This is a genomic window from Microvirga sp. HBU67558, assembly GCF_018069605.1.
In the GTDB taxonomy this organism is placed as follows: domain Bacteria; phylum Pseudomonadota; class Alphaproteobacteria; order Rhizobiales; family Beijerinckiaceae; genus Microvirga; species Microvirga terrae.
Genome location: NZ_JAGPUP010000524.1, coordinates 23,850 through 45,898, shown reverse-complemented (window position 1 = coordinate 45,898; position 22,049 = coordinate 23,850). Strand labels below are relative to the sequence as shown.

The 22,049-nt window shown below is 66.4% G+C and carries 21 protein-coding genes; 11 read left to right on the top strand and 10 right to left on the bottom strand.

Annotated features, from left to right (window positions below):
• Positions 1–168 precede the first annotated feature (168 nt).
• On the bottom strand, positions 169–1,281 hold the full coding sequence (locus KBI52_RS16545; protein ID WP_210808773.1) for an alginate lyase family protein: 1,113 nt from the start codon (positions 1,279–1,281) through the stop codon (positions 169–171).
• A gap of 230 nt (positions 1,282–1,511) precedes the next feature.
• Positions 1,512–2,672 carry a DUF2778 domain-containing protein gene (locus KBI52_RS16540; protein WP_210808771.1) on the bottom strand — a complete coding sequence of 387 codons (1,161 nt, stop codon included), beginning with the start codon at positions 2,670–2,672 and terminating at the stop codon, positions 1,512–1,514.
• 301 nt (positions 2,673–2,973) lie between these two features.
• Between KBI52_RS16540 and KBI52_RS16535 the strand changes: the two genes are divergently transcribed.
• A complete protein-coding gene (locus KBI52_RS16535) occupies positions 2,974–3,594 on the top strand; it encodes a class I SAM-dependent methyltransferase (protein WP_173946528.1) in 621 nt (206 codons plus the stop codon).
• A 41-nt stretch (positions 3,595–3,635) separates the two neighbouring features.
• On the opposite strand, the gene KBI52_RS16530 is transcribed toward KBI52_RS16535, so the two are convergent.
• Both KBI52_RS16530 and KBI52_RS16525 read right to left on the bottom strand, forming a co-directional pair.
• The gene (locus KBI52_RS16530) at positions 3,636–3,788 is read right to left on the bottom strand and encodes a DUF1127 domain-containing protein (RefSeq protein WP_371823179.1); all 153 of its coding nucleotides are present in this window, start codon (positions 3,786–3,788) and stop codon (positions 3,636–3,638) included.
• Between the two features lie 37 nt (positions 3,789–3,825).
• Entirely contained in the window at positions 3,826–3,978 is a 153-nt protein-coding gene (locus KBI52_RS16525; protein ID WP_173946529.1) for a hypothetical protein, read from the bottom strand.
• Between the two features lie 272 nt (positions 3,979–4,250).
• Here KBI52_RS16525 and KBI52_RS16520 point away from each other — a divergent pair, with 272 nt between their 5' ends.
• Entirely contained in the window at positions 4,251–4,916 is a 666-nt protein-coding gene (locus KBI52_RS16520) for a class I SAM-dependent methyltransferase (protein ID WP_210808769.1), read from the top strand.
• 123 nt (positions 4,917–5,039) lie between these two features.
• On the opposite strand, the gene KBI52_RS16515 is transcribed toward KBI52_RS16520, so the two are convergent.
• Positions 5,040–6,050, bottom strand: coding sequence for a zinc-binding alcohol dehydrogenase family protein (locus KBI52_RS16515; RefSeq protein ID WP_173946531.1), 1,011 nt, complete (start codon positions 6,048–6,050; stop codon positions 5,040–5,042).
• 136 nt (positions 6,051–6,186) lie between these two features.
• On the opposite strand from KBI52_RS16515, the gene KBI52_RS16510 reads away from it, so the two are divergent.
• The gene (locus tag KBI52_RS16510) at positions 6,187–6,963 is read left to right on the top strand and encodes a hypothetical protein (RefSeq protein WP_210808767.1); all 777 of its coding nucleotides are present in this window, start codon (positions 6,187–6,189) and stop codon (positions 6,961–6,963) included.
• A 212-nt stretch (positions 6,964–7,175) separates the two neighbouring features.
• Here the strand turns inward: KBI52_RS16510 and KBI52_RS16505 are convergent, their stop codons facing one another.
• Positions 7,176–7,874, bottom strand: coding sequence for a GntR family transcriptional regulator (locus KBI52_RS16505; protein ID WP_173946533.1), 699 nt, complete (start codon positions 7,872–7,874; stop codon positions 7,176–7,178).
• A 169-nt stretch (positions 7,875–8,043) separates the two neighbouring features.
• Between KBI52_RS16505 and KBI52_RS16500 the strand changes: the two genes are divergently transcribed.
• The 8 genes from KBI52_RS16500 (at position 8,044) to KBI52_RS16465 (ending at position 18,414) form a co-directional block, all read left to right on the top strand.
• Positions 8,044–9,984, top strand: a complete 1,941-nt coding sequence (locus KBI52_RS16500; protein ID WP_210808765.1) for an ABC transporter substrate-binding protein — start codon at positions 8,044–8,046, stop codon at positions 9,982–9,984.
• Positions 9,985–10,056: 72 nt separating this feature from the next.
• Positions 10,057–11,043, top strand: coding sequence for an ABC transporter permease (locus tag KBI52_RS16495; RefSeq protein ID WP_173946535.1), 987 nt, complete (start codon positions 10,057–10,059; stop codon positions 11,041–11,043).
• On the top strand, positions 11,040–12,194 hold the full coding sequence (locus KBI52_RS16490) for an ABC transporter permease (protein ID WP_210808763.1): 1,155 nt from the start codon (positions 11,040–11,042) through the stop codon (positions 12,192–12,194). Before KBI52_RS16495 ends, KBI52_RS16490 begins: the two co-directional genes overlap by 4 nt.
• Positions 12,191–13,891 (top strand): ABC transporter ATP-binding protein, encoded by a 1,701-nt coding sequence (locus tag KBI52_RS16485; RefSeq protein ID WP_210808761.1) that lies wholly within the window; start codon positions 12,191–12,193, stop codon positions 13,889–13,891. The genes KBI52_RS16490 and KBI52_RS16485 overlap by 4 nt, the downstream gene beginning before the upstream one ends.
• Before the next feature lie 4 nt (positions 13,892–13,895).
• Positions 13,896–15,104, top strand: a complete 1,209-nt coding sequence (gene manD, locus KBI52_RS16480; RefSeq protein WP_210808759.1) for a D-mannonate dehydratase ManD — start codon at positions 13,896–13,898, stop codon at positions 15,102–15,104.
• A gap of 12 nt (positions 15,105–15,116) precedes the next feature.
• A complete protein-coding gene (locus tag KBI52_RS16475) occupies positions 15,117–16,271 on the top strand; it encodes a mandelate racemase/muconate lactonizing enzyme family protein (RefSeq protein ID WP_210808757.1) in 1,155 nt (384 codons plus the stop codon).
• Positions 16,272–16,329: 58 nt separating this feature from the next.
• Positions 16,330–17,223 carry an NAD(P)-dependent oxidoreductase gene (locus KBI52_RS16470; RefSeq protein ID WP_210808755.1) on the top strand — a complete coding sequence of 298 codons (894 nt, stop codon included), beginning with the start codon at positions 16,330–16,332 and terminating at the stop codon, positions 17,221–17,223.
• 294 nt (positions 17,224–17,517) lie between these two features.
• On the top strand, positions 17,518–18,414 hold the full coding sequence (locus KBI52_RS16465; protein ID WP_210808753.1) for a DMT family transporter: 897 nt from the start codon (positions 17,518–17,520) through the stop codon (positions 18,412–18,414).
• 6 nt (positions 18,415–18,420) lie between these two features.
• On the opposite strand, the gene KBI52_RS16460 is transcribed toward KBI52_RS16465, so the two are convergent.
• From KBI52_RS16460 to KBI52_RS16445, 4 genes are all read right to left on the bottom strand, one after another.
• On the bottom strand, positions 18,421–19,431 hold the full coding sequence (locus KBI52_RS16460; RefSeq protein WP_247654441.1) for an ornithine cyclodeaminase family protein: 1,011 nt from the start codon (positions 19,429–19,431) through the stop codon (positions 18,421–18,423).
• Positions 19,416–20,270: an alpha/beta fold hydrolase gene (locus KBI52_RS16455; protein WP_210808751.1), complete on the bottom strand. Its 855-nt coding sequence runs from the start codon at positions 20,268–20,270 to the stop codon at positions 19,416–19,418. Before KBI52_RS16455 ends, KBI52_RS16460 begins: the two co-directional genes overlap by 16 nt.
• An 82-nt stretch (positions 20,271–20,352) precedes the next feature.
• The gene (locus tag KBI52_RS16450; RefSeq protein WP_173946543.1) at positions 20,353–21,111 is read right to left on the bottom strand and encodes an ABC transporter ATP-binding protein; all 759 of its coding nucleotides are present in this window, start codon (positions 21,109–21,111) and stop codon (positions 20,353–20,355) included.
• Positions 21,108–22,046 (bottom strand): iron chelate uptake ABC transporter family permease subunit, encoded by a 939-nt coding sequence (locus KBI52_RS16445; protein WP_210808749.1) that lies wholly within the window; start codon positions 22,044–22,046, stop codon positions 21,108–21,110. Before KBI52_RS16445 ends, KBI52_RS16450 begins: the two co-directional genes overlap by 4 nt.
• Between the last annotated feature and the right edge of the window lie 3 nt (positions 22,047–22,049).

Below are 22,049 nucleotides of genomic sequence, written 5' to 3'. Positions count from 1 at the left end.
GACACGGGAGGAGGGGGGCGCGACAGGCAGAGGGTGTCAGGACGGACGGAGGGTGTCGGGACGAGCGGAGGGTACCATTACGGGCCGAGGGTGGCGGGACGGCCGCGGGAAGACGGGAGAGGTGTGCCGGCCCGGAGGTGCGGGATCAACCTGCGCTCAGAACCCCGCTCAATCCTCGTCGTGGAACAGCAGCGTCGTGTTGCCGCCGATGCCGCTGGACGCGACGGGGCGTTTCGCGCTCAGGATCGCCGCGGCCTTCGGGGAGGGATGCCGGTTCTCGTGGATCTCGAGCCACGCGATGCGATGCGGCGGCACGGTGCCGTCCCCGGAATAGGGCTCCTGCGGGGTGCCCGTGGCCTTCTCGAAGAAGGCCGGATCGTCCAGCGACTCCACCACGCGGTTGACGAGGCGCGACAGGGCGCCGCCATGCTCCGCGTAGAGATCGACGCCCTGGCTGTGCGCGAGCTCCGCGGTGGCGACCAGCGGCTCGACGGCGAAGACATGGTAGTCCCGGGCGCGCTTGCCGCGGTTGATCTCGAGCGGGAGCGTGCCGTCGGGCGTGACCTGCGCGAGGCCGATCCGGGAGCTGTCGAGGCCCCACTCGGTCAGCCGCCTGTCGCCGCTGGCGATCCCGGCGGCCGTGGCGCTCAGGCCCGCCCAGTACCGGTGATTGTTCCGGCCCGAAACGCCCTTGCCCACGTCCTTCGCGTCGGCGATCTGCCGGCCCAGCGCCTTGAGCCAGCCTTCGACGCGCTTCTTCTGCTCGTCGTCGAGGCCGGGCGCGTTGCGGATCTGCAGATAGGCCAGCGCAAAGCCGGCGAGCGCTTGGCCCAGATTGAAATGCGCCTGCCGGGAGCGCAGGTCGGTCATGGCCTTCGCCGAAGCCCAGTGATCGAGCCAGGTGAGCGCGCAGGCCGCGGCGGCCGTGTTCTTCGGGGTGGATTTCACATAGGCGTTGGCGATCCGCGCCAAAGTCTTGCCGTAGGCGCGCAGGGGCTCGACGGCCTCGGAATAGGCCTCCTCGGCCTCCTCGTCGATGGTCGCGCGCCGGGCGTCGTCCTGCCGGTATTTGCTCTGGGTATCGAGGGTGATCACCGGTGCGTCCGGCGCGTCGCATTCGTATTTCGGCTTGGCCTGCACGGCGTCCTTCGCGGGTGCCGGAACGAGATAGCCGGCGCCCTGCGCGTGCGACGGTGCAATGCTCGAGAGCACTCCAAGAAGAGCCGCGACGGCGAGCACGGGTCGAAGCACATGACGCGACACAGCCCATACCATCATCATTCGCAAACCCCCGTCGCGCCGTCCCCGGTCGGCGGGGCGATCATGAACTAGGTGCAGGACCGCGCAATGCCAGACGGCCGAACCTTCGGAGGTAGACGATCCATTGGGGGTAGGGTGGGCCGATCCCGGCGGGTTATGGAGGGAGCAGCAGCGCCATCGACACCCTTCCCGCGTCATGGCCGGCTTTGTGCCGGCCATCCAATGCGATGACAGACCGACGATGGTCGTCGTCAAATCGCCCGGTCGGAGCGCCGGGCCGTGCGGCTCCTGGCGGCGAGAGGAGGCACGAGATCCTGCCCGCGCCCGGCGGTGACGACCAGCCGCTTCACCTCGCCGCGCAGGTAGGCCTGCAGGAAGCGGTCGTAATTCCTGAAGGACACGCAGCCGTTCGAGTCGCCGCGCGGACCGAGCATATAGGTATGGGCGAGAATGCCGTCGCGGCCGTAGATGGCGGCGCTGCCGCCGACCGGCGTGAGGCGAAGCGCGCGCACCCCGTGGAACAGCGCCTCGCGTTCGGTGACCATGTAGGTGCCCGGCGGCGTCGCGCCCCTCATCCGCACGTTCACGTGGCGCGGATTGTCCATCATGTCACCGAGGCCGGAATGGGCCTCCAGCCTTTCGCCGTTGGGCATGATCACCACCTGGGCGCTGATGTCGTAGACGGCGGTGCCGCCGCCGCCGGTCTCGGGTGCGGGAACGAAGCGCGATGTCGGCGCGATGCTGCCGGTGCCGTTGTCGAGGGACGCGTAGCTGAGCGCATCCGCCGGCGGGGAGGCGGGCTTGATGCCGAAGAATTTCTCAATGAAGGAGCGGGAGTCGGCGGGTGCGGCGGCCGATGCGCTGGCGGCGATCGCGGCCCGTTGCGTCATCGGGGCGCGAACCGGCGCGTTCGCCATCTGGGTGGCCGCCGCGGGCCTGGCGGGGAACAGGTCGGCCGGGCGCGGCACGGGCAACGGCACGGGTGCGGACGGAGGGACCGGCGCGGGCTGAACGGCTTCCGCCACATCCTGGACCGGTGCCGGCTGGGCGGGCCCCACCGGCGGCGGGGGAGCGACCGGCGCAAGGCTTGCCTGGCGCTGCACGGGCGCTGCGAACTCAGCCGGCAGCGGCGTGTTGCGGGCGAAGCGATGCGCCTCGGTGGTGATCAAAGGCGTCGGGCTGACCAGCGCCGGATCGAGGTTCGCCACGGCCGCCACCCGAGCCGTGTCAGGGGCGGCGACGCTGCTCACGGGTCCGACCGCCGGCGCATCGCTCTGGCGGGCGAAATCGACGAAGTAGGCGAGAGGGCTCATCGAGATCGCCACAAGAGCCGCCGTCGGAAGGAGATTGCGCCGCTTTCTGCGCGGGCTGCGGGGGGCGCGGCCGCCCGACGGATAGGAGGTGTGCAACATGGCGAACTCTACGCAACAACTCGATTGCGCATGATCGGCGTCGAGCCCGGGATGGCGGCGAAACGGATGCCGGACGGGTCGGGGCGTTCATGCGTGAAGCAATATCTTCACGAGCCTGATTAGACGACGGCTTGGTTAAATTAGGGATAACCGGGCGCGCTTCTGTCGTCGGAATGTGGCGCCCTTCTGCTCAATTCGCGGCAGCGAGACGGCGTGCGCTGGCTCACAGATCCCCCTGTGCGCGCGGGGTATGGATAGGACAAGCGGCGCTTTTCCATTTTTTCGAACAGGAGACCTCGAAATGGGGTTCTATGCACGTCACATCGGCCCGCGCTTCGTCAGCTGCCTGTGCGGGATGGAGGGCATCACGGCCGAGCGCGAGAAGGTCGTTCCGCAGGCCTCGGGCGTCGTGCTGGAGATCGGGATCGGTCCGGGGCTGAACCTGCCGCTCTACGACCCGGCCCGCGTGATCCGCGTGATCGGGGTCGATCCCATGGCGGAGTTCCTGAACCTGGGCCGCGAGCGCCGCCGCCATTCACCGGTTCCCCTCGAGGTCATCCGGGCCCCGGCCGAGGCGCTGCCGCTCGCGGACGGCATCATCGATACGGCGGTGATCACCTATACTCTGTGCTCGGTGGAGGATCCAGCCCAGGCACTGCGCGAGGTGCGGCGCGTTCTGAAGCCCGATGGCCGCGTGCTGTTTCTGGAGCACGGCCTCTCGAGCGATGCCGGCGTGGCGACCTGGCAGCACCGGCTCAATCCGATCTGGCGCCGGCTGGCGGTCGGCTGCAACCTGACCCGTCCCGTCCAGCAGCTTCTCGACGAGGCCGGATTCACGATCCGCCGCATCGAGCACTATTACCTCGACGGCGCACCGCGGCCGGTCGGCTTCCTCTGCCAGGGCGTCGCGCAGGCCGCCTAGGCGCAGCCCCGCGCCAGGGACCAGGGTCCCCGAGGCGGAGACTAGCGGGAAGCCTGGCGGGCGACGACGCGGATGTCGCGGCGACCGAGGCCGAGATCCGCCAGTTCGCGGTCGTTGAGCGCTTCGAGTTCGCGGAAGGTCTGGCGGTAGCGGCGCCAGGAGGCGAGGCGGGCGAGGATCATGGACGTGATCATGGATGTATCTCCGTAAGGGGTGTTCCGGCTCTCCGGATTACCAGTCGAGCCCGGGGTGACGACGGGCCGCCTCGCGCTGCATCTGGCGGGCCTCCGACAGGATGCTGCGGAAGAGGCGAAGGAAGCTGACGATGATCATCATGGTCTCCTGAGCGAGGGGCCTGGTCGGCCGGGCGGTGGGTCGAGCCACGAAGCCGTGTCTCATACTTTGGTATAGGTAATATGGATGTTTTTGTGCGCCGCAAAAGACCGATTATCGGCATGATCGATATGCACTGCTCGCATGCTATAATGGTAAACGCTTTCTTGCTATGCGCCATGCGCCCGTTCTGAAGGCAGACTGCCTCGGTGTTGAGCAGCGGGGTGCAACCGTCTCGTCCGGTCTTCCTGAACCTTGTCGGCAGGAACGCTGTTGTTCCTGGAGGGCAGGATGCCCACCATCCATGAGGAGCGAGGCCCGGAATGACGCAGATCCGCGAGGCGCTGGTGAACCGGATGTGGCGCGGTCAGGATCCGTTCCGGAACTTTCCGGCCCGGCTGTACCGGCAGGACCAGCAGGGCTGGGGCTCGCAGCACCCCTACCTGACCGACGCGATCGAGACGCTGCGGCCGTCGGTGGTGGTCGAGGTGGGGGTCTGGAAGGGCGGTTCGGTCATCTCGCTCGCCTCGACCATGAAGGCGATGGAGCTCGACGGGGTCGTGATCGCGGTGGATACCTGGCTCGGCGCCTGGGATCACTGGAACAACGACGAGTGGTTCGCACACCTGAACTTCATCAACGGCTATCCGGCGCTCTACCACACTTTCGCGGCCAACATCGTCGGGGAAGGCCTGCAGGATTACGTGCTGCCCCTGCCGCTCGACTCGGTGAATGCCGTGCATGTGCTGAAGCACAACGACGTCCGGCCGGACGTGGTCCACATCGATGGCGGCCATGACGAGCACGCGGTCACGTCGGACCTGCGCGAATGGTGGCCGATGATCCGGCCCGGCGGCGTGCTCATCGGCGACGATTATCCGCACTGGCCCGGCGTCAAGCAGGCGTTCGACGAGTTCTTCGCCCCCAAGGGCAAGGTCCCGTTCGAGTTCGATCCGCCCAAGTGCCGGATCTTCAAGGACCCGGCCTGATCTCCTGCGACCGGCTAAAGCATCGGACCCAAAAGTGGACTTGCACCTTTGGGTCCGATGCTTCTTTCTGAATGAGCGGATCATCGGGCGCGGACAGCCGGATCCACTTTTCCGCACGATGCGCTAGATCTCGACCAGCGCCTTGATGACCCCGGCTTCGGGAGCCGACCACAGGGGAATGAGCCCCGGCGCGTCGTCGAGGCCGCCGCGGTGGCTCGCCAGCGCGGCCGTCGGCACGCCGCCGCCGAGCATGACGTCCAGCACGGTCTCGAAATCCTGCCGCGTGGCATTGCGGCTGCCGAGCAGCGACGTCTCGCGCTTGTGGAATTCCGGGTCGTTGAACGTGATGTCGGCGCGCACGATCGACAGCAGCACGTAGGTGCCCCCGTGGCCGACATAGGAGAAGCCCTTCATCATCGCGTTCGGGTTCCCGGTCGCGTCGATGACGACATCGAAGAAGTCGCCGTCGGTGATCGCCTTGAGGCGGTCGCCTACATCGGGCGACACCTCCACCACGTGGTCGACGCCGAGCTCGTCGCGGCAGAAGGCGAGCCGCAGGGCATTCATGTCGAGCACCGAAATCTCGGCCCCGCGGGCCTTCGCGAAGATCGCCGCCGCGATTCCGATCGGGCCGGCCCCCACCACGGCGACGCGGCTTCCGGGGCCCGCTCCCGAACGCCGCACGCCGTGAGCGCCGATCGCCAGGAATTCGACCATGGCGGCCTCGTCCAGGCCCAGGCCCGTCACCGGCACCACGTTGCGCTCCGGCACGGCGATGTACTCGCAGGCACCGCCGTCGCGATGCACGCCGAGCACCTGCAGGTGCTGGCAGCAATTGGTCTTGCCCTGGCGGCACGCGCGGCACGTGCCGCAATACAGGTAGGGCTCGATGCAGACGATGTCGCCGGTCTTGAACGCGCTGCCGCTCGGTGCCTCGGCGATCTCGCCCGCAAGCTCGTGGCCGATCACCCGCGGGTATTCGAGGTAGGGCTGGTTGCCCTGGACGATGTGATAATCGGTTCCGCAGATCCCGACCCGCCGGATGCGCACCAGCACCTCGCCTGGGCCTGCGCTCGGGACATCCCGCTGGATCACGCTCAGGCGTCCGGGCTCGTCGCAGCGTAGGGCTTTCATTGGCGTCTCTCCCAGCGGGTCTCTTGCTCGTATTGCGTGAGCTTATGGCGGGAGCGGCAAAGCGCAATGCCCATATTCACCTCGACGCGTCTTGCCGCTACAGACGGGTGGCGATTCACACGAGACGGCCATCCGCATGTCGACCTGGCGAGACGAGAAGAACCAGAAGGCGAGGGCGCGACTCGAGAAGCGCCTCTCGGCGCTCTTTCCCGCCTGCGTCCTGTCACACGCGCTGCGGCAGCCGCTGATTCCGCCGACCCAGCGCCGCGCCGTGGAATCCTACTGGCGCCATCGCCCGCTCCTGGCCGACCGGCTCGCCCGGGCGCTCGCGGCCCGGAGCGGCCAGCCGGCCGGTTGGCAATGGCGTCTCGGCTCCGACAAGGACACCGGGCTGCCGCTGTCCTTCCGCGCGCCGCCGGCGCCGTATCGGGAAGCAGCCTTCGCCCGGGGACCGGGGCATTGCTGCGTGTGCGGGCAGCCGGTCTACCGGCTGGGCTGGCATCGCGACCTCTGGGATGACGGCAAGCCGAACCGCAACGCCACCTGGCACGCCGCCTGCGTGGTCGCCTGGCAGTTCTGGACGTCGCCGCCCGATCACCTCCGGATCCTCAAGCTGCGCCAGCAGCGGCGCTGCGCGACGAGCGGACGCCGCCTGCTCAGGACCGCCGAGGTCGATCACCGGGTTCCGCTCTTCGCCATCTGGTCCGAGCATCGCTCGACGCCGTGGCCGGCGCTGCTCTCCTTCTGGGGGGCGCCCAACCTGCAGGTGATCAACCGGGCGGCGCATGTGGAGAAGAACGCCGAGGAGGCCGCGGGCCGGGCCAGGCGGCGGATTTCCGAGCTTGAACCCACCCTGGAAGAAGAGTTCGCCGCGCCCCTTGCGGATGGCGATCCGATCCCCATATCAGGCTGACCCAGCGGACATTGTTGTGGACTTCGACAGCGGCGGGCGTCACCGCCAGCGTCGATGGGACCGTGCCAGGACGGATGTACTCCGGCATGGTCCGTTCCTGCGCTTGCCTGACGATGCAGGCGCCCGTCTGGACCCCATCAGCCCAGGCCCGTAGCAGGCGCGGCGAGAGATGCGAAGGCATCCTGCCCGTTCGCCCCGGAGCCTGGGCTTTTTCATGTCGGCGTGGACAGGCGGGCGAGGCGCATGCGTTCCATGATGTGACGGCCGGACCCGCCCACGTGCCGGGCGATCACCTGGGCGGCGCCTTCGGCATCCTGCGCCTTGATGCAGGCGATCAGCTCGCGATGCTCGTCGAGAACGTTCGATTGGCGGCTGAGCGACGTGGGAAAGCGCCGGCTGATCGCCCAGAGGATCTGCCGGTGGCGCACCCACAGGTCGACCGCATGGCGGTTGTAGTGCCGGTCGTACATGAGCTGGTGGAATTGCAGGTCGAGATTGGAGTGCTTCATCTCGTCGCCGAAGTTCAGCGCCTCGATCTCCGCCTGAATGCGCTCCAGCTCCTCGATCTCGGCCTTCGTGACGATCCCGACGAACCAGCGGGTCAGGGCCGGCTCGATGAGGACCTCGATCTCGCAGATGTCCCGCACGAAATCCTCGTCGATGGGCCGCACGCGTGCGCCGCGGTTCGGCGTCATGATGACGAAGCCTTCCCCGCGCAGCTGCTGCAGGGCCTCCCTGACGGGGTTGGTCGACGTACCCATGCGGGTCGCCAGCTCGGACACCTTGAGGCGCTCGTTCGGCTTGACGCGCCCATGGATGATGTCGTCCCGCAGGCGGTCGTAGACCGAAGACCCGGACTCCTCGTCGTCACGCTCAGGGGCGGCTTGTCGGATGCTGGCGATCGTTCTCATGGCCATGTTTCTTTATTCGCATTTCCTGGCTCTGCCAAGGACGAAACATCATAAACGATACATTCGCATTGACAAATAATGTACGATTTGAAAGCCTCCCGGTACGGCAGCTCCAAGGCGGCCGTTCGGGAGGAAACCGGCGGAAAGCCGGCCAAGAGGAGAAAACGCGATGGGCTATCCGCACAAGCTGCCCGGCCTCGTCATGTCGACGGGTCTGCTGGGCGCCATGCTTTTGGGCGCGCTGTCCCCGGCCGGGGCGGCGGATTACAAGCAGGCTCCCATGCTCGACGAGCAGGTCAAGGCCGGCAAGCTTCCGGCGGTCTCCGAGCGTCTTCCGGAACACCCCTATGTGGAGACGATGGTCGAGGGCGTCGGCAAGTACGGCGGCACCCTGCGTACCACGATCCTCGCCAACGGCGACCAGTACAACCTGACCCGCACCATCGCCAACGAGCTCCTCGTGCGCTGGGATCCGCAATGGAAGAAGGTCATGCCGTCGCTCGCCGAGGAGTTCAAGGCCTCCGACGATGCGACCACCTACACGTTCAAGCTCCGCAAGGGCCTGAAGTGGAGCGACGGGAAGCCCTTCACGACCGACGACATCATGTTCTGGTACGAAGACGTGTTCATGAACAACGCGTTGTCGCCCGCCAAGAACCCGACCTTCACGGTGGCCGGCAAGCCCGTGAAGGTGACCAAGATCGACGACCTGACGGTGGAGTTCAAGTTCGAGTCGCCCTACGGGCTCTTCCTGCAGCAGCTCGCCTACGGCCAGGGCCATCTGCCCGTCATCTATCCCAAGCACTACCTCAGCCAGTTCCACGAGAAGTACAACAAGGAAGGCATCCCGGCGCTGCTGAAGGCCAATCCGGCGGCCGGAGACTGGGTGGCGCTGTTCAATTCCAAGGTTTCGCTGACCTTCCAGCCGCCCTATTGGCAGAACCTCGCGCTGCCCACTCTCAATCCCTGGGTGCTGACGGTTCCCTACGCGGACAGCGAGCGCGTGGTCGCGACCCGCAACCCCTATTACTGGAAGGTCGATACGGCCGGCAACCAGCTCCCCTACATCGACGGCATCACCTGGGCCAAGCTCGACGACCCGCAGCTCATGGCGCTCAAGATGACCTCGGGCGAGTTCGATTTCGCATTCCGCCACATCAACAACTCCACCTTCAAGTCTGTGCTCTTCGACGGCCAGAAGACCGGCAACTACCATTTCGTGGACGTGAAGGACCTGCCGGCGAACGACGCGGTCATCCTGCTCAACCTGAACTCGACCGATCCGGTCAAGCGCAAGATCTTCCAGAACAAGGATTTCCGCATCGCGCTCAGCCATGCCATCAACCGGCAGGAGATCATCGATCTCGTCTATGTGGGGCAGGGCGCTCCGGCCCAGGTGGCCGTTCAGCCAGAGCACGAGCTCTTCAACGAGCGCGAGGCGAAGCAGTACACCGAGTACGATCCCAAGCGCGCCGCCGAGATCCTCGACAAGGTCATGCCGAAGAAGGACGCCGAAGGCTTCCGCCTCGATGAGACGGGCAAGCGCTTCACCATCAACTTTATGGTCGCGGACGTGTTCGGCCTGTCCTACCCGGACGTGATGCAGATGGTGCAGCAATATGCCAAGGACGTCGGCGTTGACATCCAGCTGCGTACCACCGACCGCGCACGCCTCAACACCATGTGGTCGGCGAACGAGCAGGACGCCTATATCTGGAACTGCGTCGGCGGCCTCTCCGAGGTCTACACGGACCCGCGCTGCTACATGCCGTTCCAGAAGGCCGACATCTTCTTCGCCATGAAGTGGAGCGAGTGGTATTCGAACCACGCCACAGGCGAGGAGCCGCCGGAATCGATCAAGGCCCTGATGGCCGCCTATGACAAGGTGAACGCCGCCGTCACGGACGACGACCGCCGCCAGAAGATGAAGGAGTTCCTCAATCTGTCGGCCGACAACTTCCTCAACATCGGCATCTCGCGGCCCATGCCGAAATACATGATGACGTCGAACAACCTGAAGAACGTCGTCAACGGCATTCCGATCACCGGCAACCTCTGGCACCCGGCTCCGACGCTGACCCAGTGGTATTTCGACAAGCCGGCCAAGTAAGGCGCCGTCCGGTTCCGGCGGCAGGTTCGCTGCCGCCGGAACCCTCTTCGATTCCATCGAACGGTCAGGTTCATGCTTCGCTACATTGCCAAGCGAATGGTGTTCGCGATTCCGACGCTGTTCGCCGTCTCCATCGTGGCCTTCATCATCATCCAGCTCCCGCCGGGCGACTATCTCACGACCCTCATGGCCGACTGGGCCAGCCAGGGCGGCGCCGTGGAAGCCGGCACGGTCGCGGCCATGCGCGAGCGCTACGGCCTCGATCAGCCGATCTACTTCCAATATTACAAGTGGATCGCCGGGATTTTGACGAGGGGCGATTTCGGCATCTCGTTCGAGCTCGGCAAGCCGGTCACTGAACTCATCTGGAACAGGCTGGGCTTCTCGCTGCTGCTCTCGGTGCTGACGCTCTGCTTCGTCTGGGCGATCGCCATCCCGATCGGGATCCTGTCGGCGGTGCGCCAGTACTCGATTTCCGACTATGCGGCGACCTTCCTGGCCTTCTTCTTCCTGGCCGTGCCCGACTTCCTGATGGCGCTCTCGGCCATGTACATCATGTCCGCCTGGTTCGGTCAGAGCGTCGGCGGGCTGTTCTCGCCCGATTACGTCGATGCTCCCTGGAGCTTCGGGAAACTGGTGGACTTCGCCCAGCATGTCTGGCTGCCGGTGATCGTGATCGGCCTCGGGTCGCTCGCGGCGCTCGTGCGGATCATGCGGGCCAACCTGCTCGACGAGCTCTCCAAGCCCTATGTCACCACGGCCCGGGCCAAGGGCATGTCGGAGCTGGAGCTCCTGCTGCGTTATCCCGTGCGCCTTGCCCTCAACCCGCTGATCTCGACCCTGGGCTGGATCCTGCCGGCCGTCATCTCGGGCGAGATCATCGTGTCCGTGGTCATGAGCCTGCCGACCACGGGACCGCTGCTGCTCCGGGCGCTGCTCGCCCAGGACATGTATCTCGCCGGCTCGCTGATCCTGCTGATCTCGGTGCTCACCATCATCGGCACGCTGATCTCGGACATCCTGCTCGCCATCACCGACCCGCGGATCCGGCTCCAATGACCGACATCACCAGCCTTCCGCCCGAAACCACCGCGTCGCTCGACCTGCACGGCCGGGACATGGCCGTCGCCGGCCAATGGCGCCTGTTCTGGCTCAAGTTCAAGAAGCACAAGATCGCGCTTCTGAGCCTCGTGGTGATCGTGTTCATGTATCTGGTCGCGGCCTTTGCGGACTTCATCGCGCCCCTCGATCCCAACGCCACGAACTCGCGCTTCACCTACGCGCCGCCGCAAAGCCTCTCGCTGTTCCAGAACGGCTCCTTCCAGCCGCATGTGAACCAGCTCAAGATGACGCTCAACACCGAGTCGATGCGCCGGGAGTTCACGCCCGATCCGACGAAGCCGCTCCCGGTCTCGTTCTTCGTGCCGGCGCAGCAGCCCTATTATCTCCTGGGCTTCATCCCGATGAAGACCAAGCTCTTCGGCCTCGCGAGCCCGAAGCCCGGCGACAGCCTCTACGTCTTCGGCGCCGACCGGCTGGGGCGCGACATCTTCTCGCGCGTCGTCCACGGGGCCAAGATCTCGCTCTCCATCGGACTCGTGGGCGTCTTCATCAGCCTGATCCTCGGGGTGACCATCGGGGGCATCTCGGGCTTCTTCGGCGGCTGGGTCGATCTGGCGATCCAACGCCTCATCGAACTCCTGCGCTCCATCCCGACCATTCCTCTCTGGATGGGCTTCGCAGCCGCGATTCCGGTCGGCTGGCCGCCGCTGCGAACCTATTTCGTCATCACGCTGATCGTCTCGCTGATCGGCTGGACGAGCCTCGCGCGTGAGGTGCGCGGCAAGTTCCTGTCGCTCAGGAACGAAGATTTCGTGATCGCCGCCCGCCTCGACGGCATGAGCGAGATCGGCATCATCTTCCACCATCTGGTTCCATCTTTCATCAGCCACATCATCGCCACCCTGACGCTCGCGATTCCGTCGATGATCCTGGCCGAGACGGCGCTCTCGTTCCTGGGCATCGGCCTGCAGCCGCCGATCATCTCCTGGGGCGTCCTCCTGCAGGAGGCGCAGAACATCCGCGCGGTTGCGCAGGCGCCGTGGCTGCTGTTCACGCCGGCCACCGCGATCGTGATCTCGGTCCTTGCCCTCAATTTCCTCGGCGACGGCCTGCGCGATGCCGCCGATCCCTACGAGTCGGTATCATGAGCACGACCATGGACACGATCCTGGAGGTCAGGGACCTGAAGACGGTCTTCCCGACCCGCACCGGCCTCTTCCAGGCGGTGGACGGGGTCTCGTTCGACTTGAAGCGGGGTCAGACCCTCTGCGTCGTCGGCGAATCCGGCTCGGGCAAGTCCGTGACGGCACGGTCGATCCTGCAGATCGTCGACCGGCCCGGCCGCATCGAGAGCGGCTCGATCCTGCTCACCCGGCCCGACGGCTCGAAGACCGACCTCGCCAAGCTCGACCCGCGCGGCCGGGAGATCCGCGGCGTGCGCGGCAAGGAGATCGCCATGATCTTCCAGGAGCCGATGAGTTCACTCTCGCCGGTTCACCGCATCGGCACGCAGATCGGCGAGGCCCTGCGCATCCATTTCGGCACGCCCAAGCACGAGCAGCGCGAGCGCGTCCTCGAGCTGCTGCGCCAGGTCGAGATCCCGCGTCCGGAATCGGCCATCGACCGCTATACCTTCGAGTTCTCGGGTGGCATGCGCCAGCGCGTGATGATCGCCATGGCGCTCGCCTGCAACCCGTCGGTGCTGATCGCCGACGAGCCGACCACGGCGCTCGACGTCACGACGCAGGCCGAGATCCTCGACCTCATCAAGAAGCTTCAGAAGAGCCACGGCATGGCCGTGCTCTTCATCACCCACGACATGGGGGTCGTGGCCGAGATCGCCGACGAGGTCTTGGTCGTGTATCGCGGCAAGGTGATGGAGCGAGGACCGGTCGAGCAGATCTTCCACGCCCCGCACGACGCCTATACGCGCCGGCTCATCGGGTCGGTCGTCAAGCTGGAGACGAAGGCGGAAGCCCGGCTGGCGCGCGCTCCGATCCCGGCCGGGACGCCGCCGCTCCTCGAGGTGCGCAACCTTTCGCTCACCTTCCCGTCGGGCGTCAAAGCGGTCGACGACGTATCGCTGATCGTGCGGCCCGGCGAGACGCTCGGCATCGTGGGCGAGTCCGGTTCCGGCAAGACCACGATGGGGCGCTGCCTGCTGCGCATCTACGACGCGCAGGAAGGCGCCATCGACTACCGCCGCCCCGACGGCCGGACGGTTGATATCCGCACGGCCGACAAGGCGGACCTGGAGAAGGTCCGCCGCGAGGTCCGGATGATCTTTCAGGACCCGGTCGGGTCGCTGAGCCCGCGCAAGACCGTCGGCCAGATCATCGCCGAGCCGCTCAAGATCGCCGGCGTAAAGGGCAGGGCGCTCGACGAGCGTGTCGCCGACCTCATGCAGCAGGTCGGGCTGGAGCCCGCCTGGCGCGAGCGCTATCCGCACGCCTTCTCCGGCGGCCAGCGCCAGCGCATCGGCATCGCCCGGGCCATCGCGCTGAAACCCCGCCTCATCGTGGCCGACGAGGCGACCTCGGCGCTCGACGTCTCGTTGCGCTCGCAGATGCTCGATCTCATGATGAAACTGCAGGACGAGCTCGGCCTCTCCTACGTGTTCATTTCCCATGACATGTCGGTGATCCGCTACATGTGCGACCGCGTCGCGGTCATGTATCGCGGCAAGATCGTCGAGGTGGGCGACACCGACCAGGTCGTCAACGATCCGGAGCACGGCTACACGCGGGCGCTGCTCTCCGCCATTCCCCATCCCGATCCCAGCAATCGGCGCATGCACAACCGCTTCCGGTACGAACCCGGTCGCACGCTTTCTGCCAACGGATAAACCGATGAAAATCACCGACGTCAAAATCATCGTCTGCTCGCCCGGGCGCAACTTCGTTACGGTCAAGATCGTCACCGACGAGGGACTGACCGGGGTCGGCGACGCGACGCTGAACGGCCGGGAGCTCGCCGTCGCCTCCTACCTCAAGGACCATCTCGCGCCGCTCCTGATCGGTCGCGATCCGAGCCGCATCGAGGACATCTGGCAGTACTTCTACCGGGGCGCCTACTGGCGCCGCGGCCCGGTCACCATGGCGGCGATCGCCGGCATCGACACGGCGCTGTGGGACATCAAGGCCAAGGCGGCCAACATGCCGCTCTATCAGCTCCTCGGCGGCGCGAGCCGCGAGAAGGTGCTGTGCTATACCCACGCCCAGGGCCGCGACATCGCCGAGGCCGTCGAGGCGGTCGGACGGCGCAAGGAGCAGGGCTACAGGGCGATCCGCGTCCAGGTCGGCATCCCCGGGCTCCCGGACGTCTACGGCACGGGCGCGAAGTCGGTCACGAACAACGCCCTCGACGACGCCGTCCCGCACGAGGAGACCTGGTCGACGTCGAAATACCTGCGCTACGTGCCCGAGCTGTTCACGGCGGTGCGCGAGGCCCATGGCTGGGACGTCGAGCTCCTGCACGACGCCCATCACCGCCTCACGCCGATCGAGGCCGCGCGGCTCGGCAAGGATCTGGAATTCGCACGCCTGTTCTGGCTCGAGGACGCCGTGGCGGCCGAGCACCAGGAGGGCTTCCGGCTGATCCGCAAGCACACGACGACGCCCCTCGCGGTCGGCGAGGTGTTCAACACCATCTGGGATGCGCGCCTTCTGATGGAGGAGCAGCTGATCGACTACATCCGCATGACCACCGTGCATGCGGGCGGCGTCACGGCGCTGCGCCGCATCATGGATTTCGCCAGCGTCTACAACGTGCGCACTGCCTGCCACGGCGCCATGGACATGTCGCCGATCTGCCTCGGCGCCAACCTGCATCTCGACCTGTGGGTGCCCAATTTCGGCATCCAGGAATATTCCGGCTATCTGCCGGAGATCCTCGAGGTTTTCCCGGGCGCCTGGAGCCTATCCGACGGCTACCTGCATCCCGGCGACGCGATTGGCCATGGCGTCGACATCGACGAGAGACTGGCCGAGAAATACCCATACCAGCGCGCCTATCTGCCGGTGAACCGTCTCGAAGACGGCACCCTGTGGCATTGGTAAACCGAGGACACGATGAAGATCACCGCGATCAAGAGCTATGCCGTCAAGGTCGGCATCCGCAACCAGCTTCTGGTGAAGGTCGAGACCGACGAGGGCATCTTCGGATGGGGCGAGAGCGGCCTGTCCGGCCGCGAGAAGGCCGTCGTCGGCGCGCTCGAACACTACGCCGAGTTCCTGCGCGGGCGCGATCCGTTCAGGATCGGGGCCCTGTGGCAGGAGATGTACCGCAGCCAGTATTTCGAGGGCGGCCGCGTGCTGCAGGCGGCGATCTCGGCCATCGACATCGCGCTCCATGACATCAAGGGCAAAGCCCTCGAGGTGCCGGTCTACGAGCTGCTCGGCGGCAAGCAGCGAGACCGGATCCCGACCTTCGCGACCACCTTCGCGGAGCCCGGCCCGGCCATGATCGAACAGGCGCAGATGCTCGTCGAGCACGGCTGGACGGCCATGCGGCTCTCGCCCGCGGGCCATGAGAACAAGGACATCTACGAGCCGCGCGAGCACATCGCCGCCACGGCGAAATGGTGCGTGAAGGCCCGGGAGGCGCTCGGCGACGATGTCGTTCTCGGCATCGACTACCACCACCGCCTCAGCGTCGCGGAAGCCGCGAGCTTCTGCCAGAAGATGCCGTCCGGCACCCTCGACTTCCTCGAGGAGCCGATCCGTGACGAGTCGCCGGGTTCCTATGAAGCGCTGCGCCGCCTCACCGACATCCCCTTCGCCATCGGCGAGGAATTCGCCTCGAAGTGGCAGTTCCAACCCTATATCGAGCGCGACATCCACCAGTATAACCGCCTCGACGTATGCAATGTCGGCGGCCTGACCGAGTCGATGAAGGTCGCCGCCTGGAGCGAGACGCACTACGTCGACATGATGCCGCATAATCCGCTCGGGCCCGTCTGCACGGCCGCGACCATCCATTTCTCGGCGGCGGTGCCGAACTTCTCCTGGCTCGAAACCCGTGCGAGCCCGGCGGAGACGCATCTCGGCTTCGACAACTCGGAGTTCTTCCCGGTCCAGCCGCGGCTCGCGGGAGCGCATTACGTCGTGTCCGATGCGCCCGGTCTCGGAATCGAGGTGAACGAGGAACTGATCGCCCGCCAGAGCTTCGAGTTCTGGGAGGCGCCGCATCTGAGGCGGCGGGACGGCTCGGTGACCAATTGGTGACACGCGGACGCCGCAGCGCGATACTGACGTTCGACCATCCCGGAGGGTCCGCTCGATCATGACGTCCTCAAAACCAGTCCGCTCGGTCCTCATCACGGGCGCGGGCGGCAATCTCGGCCGGAAGCTCATCGCGCATCTCCTGACACAGGAATGGTGCGAGCGGATCGTCGCGCTCGATCGCTCGGTGCCTGCAGCGCCCCCCTCCGAGGACCGGGTGCAATGGGTCGCAGGCAACCTTGCCGATCCCTCTGACACGCAATGGCATCGAGCTTTGGCCGGGATCGATGCTGCTGTGCATTTTGCCGCGCAGAACCCCTATCCGGATGCGCCCTGGAGCGATGCCTGCGCGTCCTTCGACATGACCCTGGCCCTGCTTGGAGCGGCCGGACGGGCAGGCCTGCGGCGGATCGTGTTCGCCTCGTCGAACCACGTGATGGGGCAGTACAAGGATGCGCCTCTCGCCGACACTTTAACGCCCGGCAGTCTGACGACGTCCCTGCAGCCGGGGCCCGGAACGCGCTGGTTCAACGGTCGGGAGATGCTCCAGGGCACGGCCTATGCGGCGTCCAAGCTGATGGGCGAGCGCGCCTGCCTGGCCGAGGCGCATCGCTCGAACGGCGCTTTGACCGCCGTCTGCGTGCGGATCGGCTGGTGCCAGCCGGGGGAGAACCGGCCGGAGACGATCAACACGTCCGGCCTGCCCGGTGAGGAGCCGAACGTCGGTCCGGACACGGAGCGGGATCTGCGCTGGTTCCGCAACATGTGGCTCTCGAACCGGGACTTCACGGCCGTCATGGAGCGGGCGCTCCTCGCCGACGCCGGATCCTGGGCGCAGCCCGGCATCGTGGTGAACGGCATGTCGGTGAACCGCGGCATGCCCTGGGACATCGAGACCACCCGCCGGCTCATCGGCTATGAGCCGCAGGACGACATCTGGGATCATGTCGGGTGAGGCTCGGTCCGGGATCGAGAGGCAGGGGCCGACGGGCCTCGTGTACCGATCCGCGCCGCCATGGCCGGGCTTGTCCCGGTCATCCCGATACGAAGCGTGCCGCGCCTTCCGGATCGAGATCACCGGCACAGAGCCGGTGATGATGAAGGAGAGGATGTTCGGGCAGGTTCCGACGTGGGGGAGATCCGGCTGCGGAATCGTTGCCGTGGGGTGAACGTCCCCAACCCGGAAGGACATGCCAGCCCTACCGAACCGGCATTTGTGGCGAAGCCCGGGGCCACGTTATCCATCATCATGACCCTGCGTGATTTCTCCCTGATGATCCTGGTCTGCCTGCTGTGGGCGGCTCATACGGTGGTAAGCAAGATCGTCGTGACGGACATGGCGATCCCGCCGCTGTTCTACGCGGCCATCCGTTATGGGATCGTCGCCATGCTGGCGCTGCCCTGGCTCCTGCCCATGCCGCGTCCGACCTGGCGCATCCTTCTGGTCGGGTTCCTGATGGGAGGCGGCGGGTTCGCGCTCTTCTTCCTTGGCATCAGGACGGCGAGCCCCTCGAGCGCCGCCATCGTGTCGCAGCTCGGCCTGCCGATCACCACGCTCCTGTCGGTCATCTTGCTCGGGGAAAAGGTCTACTGGAGGCGAGGCCTGGGCATCGCGCTCACGTTCATCGGGGGCGTCCTCGTCATGTGGGATCCCGCGGGCGGCTTTCCCATTTCCGGAGGGCTCGCGCTCATTCTGGGCTCCGCCGCGGCGGGCTCGCTGGCGGCCGTTCTGATGAAGCAGATGGAGGGCGTGAAGCCGCTGCGCTTCCAGGCCTGGATCGGCCTCGCCTCCGTGCTGCCGCTGACCTTCCTGTCGGCCGGGCTCGAAGCCGATCAGTTTCTCAAGGCCACGAATGCCGGCTGGGCCTTCCTGGCGGCCCTGCTGTTCTCCGCCCTGATCGTGTCGCTCGTGGCGCACACCATCTATTACGGGCTGATCGGCAAGTATCCGGCCAACCTGATCGCGCCGCTGACGATCATGAACCCGCTGATGACCGTGGGCATGGGGATCCTCATCACGGGCGACCATTTCGATCTGCGGATGGCGATCGGCACCGGCATCGCGCTCTGCGGCGTGCTCATCATCACCCTGAGGCGCAACCACGTCATGCCCCTGGCGGCTCTCGTGTGGGACCGCCAGCGGTAGCGACGCTCAATCGAGAGATGCCTCGACGCCCAGGCCTCGGGCTCTCGCCTCACGCCAGCAGTGACCCGCGCAGGCGAGGTCCTGGGCGGCGATGCCGAGGGAGCGGTAGAGCGTGATGTCGTCGGCCGAACCGCGGCCGGCTGCCTTGCCGGCGAGAACCTCGCCGATCTCGGCCAGGACGTGGTCGCGTCCGATGCGGCCGCTCTCGATCGCCCGAATGACCTCGCCGGCCTGGGCGAAGGTGGAGGCGCGGTAGTCGACGAAGAGCCGCGAACGCGCCACCATCTCCTCGTCGATCTCGCGCTTCGACGGGATCGAAGCGCCGACCACGTTCAGATGGGTGCCCGGTGCCACCCACCCGCCCATCAGGACCGGCTCCGACGACGACGTGACCGTGCAGACGAGGTCAGCGCTTCCGACGGCCGAGCGGACATCGTCGAAGACCTCGATCGTGACGCCGGGGTGGCGTTCCGCAGCATGGGCCGCGAAGGCCTCAGCCTTCGCGCGCCGGCGCCCGGCGACCCGAACGTGCCGGATTGAGGGCCGCACGCAGAGCATGGCCTCGAGATGGTGCTCGGCCTGCTCGCCGGCTCCGATCATTGCGAGAGTGCCGGAATCCGGCCGGGCCAACGCCCGCGTCGCAACAGCGCTGGCGGCGGCCGTGCGGATCGCCGTCAGGAGGCCGGCATTCATCATGGCGATCGCCGAGCCGTGCTCTGGCTCGAACAGGACGATCGCGCCCTGGTGCGACGAAAATCCGGCGTCCGGATTGCCCGGAAACAGGCTCACGAGCTTGACGCCGAAACACGCCTCGGTCTGTCCGTGACCCGGCAGGAGGGCGCCCGGCATGACGCCCATCCTGTTGGGCTCTCCCACGTCGACCACCGACCGAAGCGGCAGGTTGGCGGCCCCGGCGGACACGGCGATCATCGCGTTTTCAACGATCTCGATGGCGTCGGCCATCGGCAGGAGGGACCGAACGTCCCTGTCGGAAAGTACGATCATCGTGAGCGCCATTCCCCGTTGTCCCAGCCGTCGCCCGTGACAGGGAGGCCGAGTTGCTCCTCGAGCAGTGAGACATAGAGTTCCGGTCGCACGACATAGGGAAAGTGTCCACCCCACTCGAAGCAATAGGCGACCGATGGCTTCAACCGCGCCCGCACCGCGTCGCGCATGGGCTGTGGGATCAGCGGGTCATCGGCGGCTTCGATCGTCGCGATCCGGTCGCACGGCAGGTCGAGCGGGGGCAGTTCGGGTCCGCGCTTCAACGCATTCAGCCGCGTGCGCAGTTCCGGCTCAGGGATGCGTCCCTCGACTTCGGCCATCAGGAGGTCGATCAGTTCAGTCTGTTCGGGATGTCTCTCGCGCCAGGCGCCGAGGCCGCGGCCGAACCCGGCGCGGATCTCCTCGATGGGCGCATGGTCGAGGTCCGAGGAGTAGGGTGGTCGGGACCCGACATCGGCGACGGAATGGAGCGTATTGGCGGCGATCAGACGCTCGGCGAGGTGCGGATGGGCTGCAGCGAAGTACTGCGCCACGTAACCGCCGAGGGACGAGCCGAGCACGGTGACCCGGTCGTGGCCGAGCCGGCTGCACAGCTCGGCGAGATCGCCCACCCACTCGATCACGCCGCCGCTCGCCGGAAAGGTGACGGCAACGATGCGGGCGCGGTCCTTCAGCGCCTCGATGGGTTGCCAGAAGATGTCGCCGCGGCCGAGCGTGCCCGGGATGAGCAGCAGCGCAGGGCCGCTGTCGCCGGCCTCAACGTATCCCCAGTCCCGGCCGCCGATGAGGATCCGCCGTTCGGGATGGAGCGCCGCGAAGCGGTCGCGGTCTGCGATCAGGCGGTTGGGCATGCGGTCGAGGCCTCCACGGTCCCACGCAGTCTACACCAAACTGGAGCTTTGTACGCTCGATAGGCCGGGTACCGTCCCGGGCTCACAGGTAATAATTCGAGATCCTGTAGCCGCGGACCTCCTGCACCTCGACATCCATGTCGTAGACCGCGCGGATGACATCGCTCGTCATGATGTCGGCCGGTCTGCCGTGGCGGACGACGGCGCCGTCGCGCATGGCGACGAGGTAGTCCGAGTAGCAGGACGCGAAGTTGATGTCGTGAAGCACGAGGACGATGGTTTTGCCCAGGTCGTCGGCGGCCCGCCGCAGCAGCTTCATCATGCCGACCGCGTGCTTCATGTCGAGGTTGTTGAGGGGTTCGTCGAAGAGCACGTATTCCGTGTCCTGGCAGAGCACCATGGCCACATAGGCCCGCTGGCGCTGGCCGCCGGACAACTCGTCGAGGAAGCGGTCGGCCAGCGGCTCGAGATCCAGATATCCGATGGCCTTGGCCGCGAGGGCCCGGTCCTTCTGCGTGAGCCGGCCCTTGGAATATGGATAACGGCCGAACTCGACGAGATCCCGGACCGTCAGGCGGGACGTCACGCGGTTGTCCTGCCGCAGGATCGACAGCCGCCTAGCCAGGACGTCCGAGGGGGTCTGCGTCACGTCGAGCCCGTCGACCGCCACCGTGCCGGTGCTCAGAGGCAGAAGACGGCTGATCATCGACAGGAGTGTCGACTTGCCGGCCCCGTTGGGCCCGATGATGGACGTGACGCCGCTGCGGGGCAGGTTCAGCGAGATGTCGCGCACCACGATGGTGTCGCCATAGGCCTTGCTGACGTTCGAGATCTCGATCAACGGGTCGTTCCTCTGATCAGGAGGGCGAGGAACACGATCCCGCCCAAGAATTCGATGACGATGCTGAGCGCCGTGTCGAAGGCGAAGATCCGCTCCAGGACGAGCTGTCCGCCGACGATGCAGATGACCGCGATCAGGCTGGCGACCGGCAGGACGAAGCGGTGCTTGTGCGTTCCGGCGATCTGGTACGCGAGATTGGCCACAAGGAGCCCGAAGAAGGTCACCGGTCCGACCAGAGCCGTGGACACGGACACGAGCACCGCCACCAGGATGAGCACGATGGTGGTCACCCGGCCGTGGTCGACGCCCAAATTGATCGCGGTCTCGCGGCCGAGAGCCAGCACGTCGTAAGCGTGCATCAGGCGCCACCCGACCACGGACACGGCAACGACCGCGGCGGCCGAGATGGTCAGCAGGTTCCCGTCGACGCTGTTGAAATTGGCGAACAGCCGGTCCTGCAGCACCACGAACTCGTTGGGATCGATGATCCTCTGCATGAAGCCCGACAGGCTGCGGAACAGCACGCCGAACACGATGCCGACGAGCAGGAGCAGGTGAAGGCTGCGGCTGCTGCCGGCGAAGAGCCACCGGTAGAGCAGGCCGGAGAACGCCACCATGGCGGCAACCTCGATCCCGAACAGCAGACGCGGGTCGAGGGCGCTCACGCCGGCAGACCCCAGGGCGAAGATCAGGCCGGTCTGGATCAGCGCGTAGAGCGCATCGAAGCCCATGATCGAGGGCGTCAGGATCCGGTTGTGGCTCACGGTCTGGAACAGCAGGGTCGACACGGCGATCGCATGGGCGACGAGCACCATGGACAGGATCTTCGTGCCGCGGAAAGCAAGGATGAAGTCCCACCGTCCCTTGGCATTCAGGGTCATGAACAGCACGATCACCCCGGCCGCGATGGCGGCCAGGATCAGGAGCGTTCGCATCGG

What these genes read in the sequence shown, in the direction of transcription:
- KBI52_RS16545 (WP_210808773.1), bottom strand. Translation starts at nt 1,281, where the DNA reads ATGATGATGGTATGGGCTGTGTCGCGTCATGTGCTTCGACCCGTGCTC.
- KBI52_RS16540 (WP_210808771.1), bottom strand. Translation starts at nt 2,672, where the DNA reads ATGTTGCACACCTCCTATCCGTCGGGCGGCCGCGCCCCCCGCAGCCCG.
- KBI52_RS16535 (WP_173946528.1), top strand. Translation starts at nt 2,974, where the DNA reads ATGGGGTTCTATGCACGTCACATCGGCCCGCGCTTCGTCAGCTGCCTG.
- KBI52_RS16530 (WP_371823179.1), bottom strand. Translation starts at nt 3,788, where the DNA reads ATGATCACGTCCATGATCCTCGCCCGCCTCGCCTCCTGGCGCCGCTAC.
- KBI52_RS16520 (WP_210808769.1), top strand. Translation starts at nt 4,251, where the DNA reads ATGACGCAGATCCGCGAGGCGCTGGTGAACCGGATGTGGCGCGGTCAG.
- KBI52_RS16515 (WP_173946531.1), bottom strand. Translation starts at nt 6,050, where the DNA reads ATGAAAGCCCTACGCTGCGACGAGCCCGGACGCCTGAGCGTGATCCAG.
- KBI52_RS16510 (WP_210808767.1), top strand. Translation starts at nt 6,187, where the DNA reads ATGTCGACCTGGCGAGACGAGAAGAACCAGAAGGCGAGGGCGCGACTC.
- KBI52_RS16505 (WP_173946533.1), bottom strand. Translation starts at nt 7,874, where the DNA reads ATGAGAACGATCGCCAGCATCCGACAAGCCGCCCCTGAGCGTGACGAC.
- KBI52_RS16500 (WP_210808765.1), top strand. Translation starts at nt 8,044, where the DNA reads ATGGGCTATCCGCACAAGCTGCCCGGCCTCGTCATGTCGACGGGTCTG.
- KBI52_RS16495 (WP_173946535.1), top strand. Translation starts at nt 10,057, where the DNA reads ATGCTTCGCTACATTGCCAAGCGAATGGTGTTCGCGATTCCGACGCTG.
- KBI52_RS16490 (WP_210808763.1), top strand. Translation starts at nt 11,040, where the DNA reads ATGACCGACATCACCAGCCTTCCGCCCGAAACCACCGCGTCGCTCGAC.
- KBI52_RS16485 (WP_210808761.1), top strand. Translation starts at nt 12,191, where the DNA reads ATGAGCACGACCATGGACACGATCCTGGAGGTCAGGGACCTGAAGACG.
- manD (WP_210808759.1), top strand. Translation starts at nt 13,896, where the DNA reads ATGAAAATCACCGACGTCAAAATCATCGTCTGCTCGCCCGGGCGCAAC.
- KBI52_RS16475 (WP_210808757.1), top strand. Translation starts at nt 15,117, where the DNA reads ATGAAGATCACCGCGATCAAGAGCTATGCCGTCAAGGTCGGCATCCGC.
- KBI52_RS16470 (WP_210808755.1), top strand. Translation starts at nt 16,330, where the DNA reads ATGACGTCCTCAAAACCAGTCCGCTCGGTCCTCATCACGGGCGCGGGC.
- KBI52_RS16465 (WP_210808753.1), top strand. Translation starts at nt 17,518, where the DNA reads ATGACCCTGCGTGATTTCTCCCTGATGATCCTGGTCTGCCTGCTGTGG.
- KBI52_RS16460 (WP_247654441.1), bottom strand. Translation starts at nt 19,431, where the DNA reads ATGGCGCTCACGATGATCGTACTTTCCGACAGGGACGTTCGGTCCCTC.
- KBI52_RS16455 (WP_210808751.1), bottom strand. Translation starts at nt 20,270, where the DNA reads ATGCCCAACCGCCTGATCGCAGACCGCGACCGCTTCGCGGCGCTCCAT.
- KBI52_RS16445 (WP_210808749.1), bottom strand. Translation starts at nt 22,046, where the DNA reads ATGCGAACGCTCCTGATCCTGGCCGCCATCGCGGCCGGGGTGATCGTG.